This window comes from Acidiphilium sp. JA12-A1 (assembly GCF_000724705.2).
GTDB lineage: Bacteria > Pseudomonadota > Alphaproteobacteria > Acetobacterales > Acetobacteraceae > Acidiphilium > Acidiphilium multivorum.
In genome coordinates this window covers 1-3,608 of sequence record NZ_JFHO01000105.1, presented here as the reverse complement: position 1 = coordinate 3,608, position 3,608 = coordinate 1, and the positions used below count along the sequence as shown (strand labels likewise).

The 3,608-nt window shown below is 61.1% G+C and carries 4 protein-coding genes; 1 reads left to right on the top strand and 3 read right to left on the bottom strand.

Features of this window, described 5'->3' with window-relative positions; all coding sequences use genetic code 11:
• The 3 genes from RT91_RS16970 to RT91_RS16965 all read right to left on the bottom strand — a co-directional run.
• Positions 1-572, bottom strand: a 572-nt coding sequence (locus RT91_RS16970; protein WP_240314339.1) for a DUF6444 domain-containing protein, incomplete at its 3' end; no start/stop codon positions are given.
• 49 nt (positions 573-621) lie between these two features.
• Complete coding sequence (locus tag RT91_RS21635; RefSeq protein ID WP_152982861.1) at positions 622-1,227, bottom strand: hypothetical protein; 606 nt, start codon at positions 1,225-1,227, stop codon at positions 622-624.
• A 65-nt stretch (positions 1,228-1,292) separates the two neighbouring features.
• Positions 1,293-1,718 (bottom strand): GFA family protein, encoded by a 426-nt coding sequence (locus RT91_RS16965; RefSeq protein WP_240314338.1) that lies wholly within the window; start codon positions 1,716-1,718, stop codon positions 1,293-1,295.
• Positions 1,719-1,887: 169 nt separating this feature from the next.
• On the opposite strand from RT91_RS16965, the gene RT91_RS16960 reads away from it, so the two are divergent.
• Positions 1,888-3,608: PAS domain-containing methyl-accepting chemotaxis protein (locus tag RT91_RS16960; protein WP_051788347.1), on the top strand; the 1,721-nt coding region annotated here is incomplete at its 3' end.

The following is a 3,608-nucleotide window of genomic DNA, read 5'->3' as shown; positions in this document are numbered from 1 at the left end:
GCATGGATGACGCGCAGGTAGATCGCGAGAGCCACGAGGTTGAGGCTGAATGGTGTGCCGGTCTCCATGCCTTCCGGGACGGCTGCCAGCGTGGTCGCCCCACAGCACGGACAATGGCCGGCATAGCGTTCGACGCGGGTGACGACCGGCTTGATCGGCGGCAGATCGATCTTGTCGTAGCGCTGCGCGAGGCGCTGATCCGCGTCAGTCAGCCCGGCACGGCAGTGCTGGCAATGCGCCGCCTTCGCGATCACCGTCTGATCGGGGTTCTCGGCAAGCAAGCGACCGCCACCCTCACGGCCGAGACTGCCTTTGCGGGGCCCCTTGCGCGGACTTTTCTCGGGCCGGTTTGGCTTCTGCCCGCGCGATGGCGGCAGGCTCGAATTGTCCGGCCGCTTCGGCGGTTCGTTTAGCCGCGCCTCCAACTCCGCAATCCGGCGTTCCGCATCCGAAAGCCGGATTGCCAGTTCCGCGTTCCTGCGCTCGGATGATTGCAACGCGTCCCATAGCGCGCGGATCAGCGCGTCTTTCTCAGCGTGCGATAGGAGAGACAGGTCAGGAAGCTCGTTCACGCCTCCCGTCGAATCGTATCCGCCGTGGTCACGTCAATTCACAATCGATTCAACTTATCGACGGACCAGGATGAGCAGATACTTCAATTTTAATGGTCGAAATATCAAAAATGTTTTCTTTCTCTAAATCTCGACGGAAATCTCTTTTTAATTTCTCAATTCGTGTCGGTTTCTCATAATTTCCAGTTGTTACATAATAACAGCTAATTTTTGGATTTCGTTTTCCAGTAAGCTTTTCATATATTTTGTTTTTCGCTAGTATAAGTTCATCTATGACATCACTTTCGCCGCACAAATCACCTGAAAAGAAGCCGATTATCGCATCAAAAAATTTTGATATATCGCCATAATCAAATTTCTCACTTGATTTTGACTGAAAAAATATGAATTCAATAGAAGGTGATTTGATTACAGAAAGCTTATCTTGAGCATCTTGGAGATTCTGAACAAGTTCACCTTGTATGAGAATGGCTATTCCATCTAGGCCAAATTCATCACCTTTGAGATGAACGTCATATGCATCAACCGACTCGCCGAGGTGGCCATTTATAATTGAGAAAATTGAATAAATCTCAAAATTTGTGTCTTGTGAGTCTTTCGTTAGAGAAGCTGAAGTGGTAAATTCTCTCAATTGTGCTTGTATTACAGGATTCATTCTGGCGTCTCTCAATTAAGTGGTTGGTCTATTATTCTAAGCTTACGGTTATAGCTTATGGCATCCTACGGCCACCGCCAATGCTTCGGCAACTCCCCAATCCCCGCCATCCATGACGGCGCTTCCGCCATCTGGATCGCCTCGGTCGGGGGCAGAATCTCGGGGTCGTCGAACGTGCCCGTCTGCACGTCCACGCTCCCCGGAAACAGCTTTTGGCTCCGGTAGAACAGCCCCGCGCCGCATCTCGGGCAGAACGAGCGCTCCACGTCGCCGGAGGAGCGATAGACCGAGACCTCGCCGCTGACCCGGAGCATACCCTCGTCCACCACCGCCCAGGCCACCACCGGCGCCCCCGCGCAGCGCCGGCAATCGGCGCAGAAACACAGCGAATGCCGCCGGGGCCGCCCGCCGATCACATACCGCACCGCCCCGCAATGGCACCCGCCCGCAATCTCCATCGCCTCCATCGAACCACCCTCCGGCGTCGTCACCCCGCAACCCTAACCCGCCCGCCGCCCGACCCGAAGCGGAATCGCCCCACCATGCCCGCGCCGTATGGCAGGCGGCGAAAAAACACGGACTGGCGCAAGAACCTGTTAAGAAAACCGGCATAGACCCGCAACAAACAAGAACAGACCAAGTCAACACGGAGTCCGATACATGACGATTGGCAATATGCGTCAAATTCTAGATAATTCTCGAACATTCGACGCACTTGGGGACTCCTTCGGCATCATCAGCTTTGCCCCCGACGGCACGATTACTGATGCCAACGACAATTTTCTTCAGTTGATGGGCTACCGCATCGGCGAAATCGCCGGCCGCCATCACCGCATCTTTCTCTCCGCCGAGGAACGCGATGCCGCCGCCTACGGCGAGTTCTGGCAGCGCCTGCGCGGCGGCGCCTTCTGCTCCGGCGAGTTCCGCCGCATCGCCAAGTCCGGCGGCGATGTCTGGCTCCGCGCCTCCTACGTCCCCGTCCGCAACCGCGCCGGCAAGGTCGTCAAGGTGGTCAAGGTCGCCCTCGACATCACCGCCGAGAAACAGGCCGCCGCCGAAAACCAGAGCCTCCTCAACGCCATCGAGCGCTCCCAGGCCGTCATCAAGTTCGCGCTCGACGGCACCATCCTCGAAGCCAACGACAACTTCCTCCACCTCATGGGCTACGCGCGCGACGAGGTCGTGGGCCGCCAGCACAGCCTCTTCGCGATCGATGGCTACGCCGCCAGCCGCGAATACCAGGCCTTCTGGGAACGCCTGCGCCAGGGCGAATTCCTCTCCGCCGAGTTCGAGCGCGTCGCCAAGGGCGGCCGCCACGTCTGGCTCCAGGCCACCTACAACCCGGTCTACGACGCCGAGGGCAAGGTGACGAAGGTCGTCAAGTTCGCGGTCGACCTCACCGAACGCATGGCCGAGGTGAACGTCGTCGGCGACGCCCTCGAACGCGTCTCCGAAGGCGATCTCACCGCCTCCGTCGACCGCCAGCTGATCCCCTCGCTCGACAAGCTCCGCATCGACTTCAACACCGCCGCCAGCCGCCTCGCCGAAAGCGTCAACGGCGTCCGCCAGAGCACCGACGAAATCAATCTCGGCGTCGCCGAAATCGCCGAAGCCGCCGAGGATCTCGCCCGCCGCACCGAACAGCAGGCCTCCACCCTGGAGGAAACCTCCTCCGTGCTCGACAGCGTCACCACCGGCATCCGCCGCACCGCCGACAACGCCTCCAAGGCCGCCAGCGCCGTCGACGCCACCAACAACGCCGCGCGCAAGTCCCACGCCATCGTCGGCGAGGCCGTGGTCGCCATGAACCGCATCGAAACATCCGCCCGCGAGATCGACCAGATCATCGGCCTGATCGACGAAATGGCCTTCCAGACCAACCTCCTCGCCCTCAATGCCGGGGTCGAGGCCGCCCGCGCCGGCGATGCCGGGCGCGGCTTCGCCGTCGTCGCCTCCGAGGTCCGCGCCCTCGCGCACCGCTCCGCCGATGCCGCCAAATCCATCAAGCTGCTCATCGCCCGCTCCTCCGAACAGGTCGGCAACGGCGTCCGCCTCGTCGGCGAAACCGGCACGGCACTGGATACCATCCTCGGCCACGTCACCGACCTGCACGGCCTCGTCGGCGAAATCGCCACCGCCGCCGCCGAACAGGCCGGCAGCCTCGCCGAAATCAACGCCGCCACCGGCCAGATGAACCAGGCCGTCCAGCAGAACGCCGCCATGGTCGAGCAGACCTCCGCCGCCACCCACTCCCTGCGCGAGGAAATCAGCCGCCTCGCCGGCCGCGTCTCCGGCTTCCGCACCGCCCACGCCGCAACCGCCCACGCGGCACCCGCCGCAACCGCCCACGCGGCACCCGCCGCAACCGCCCACACGGCACC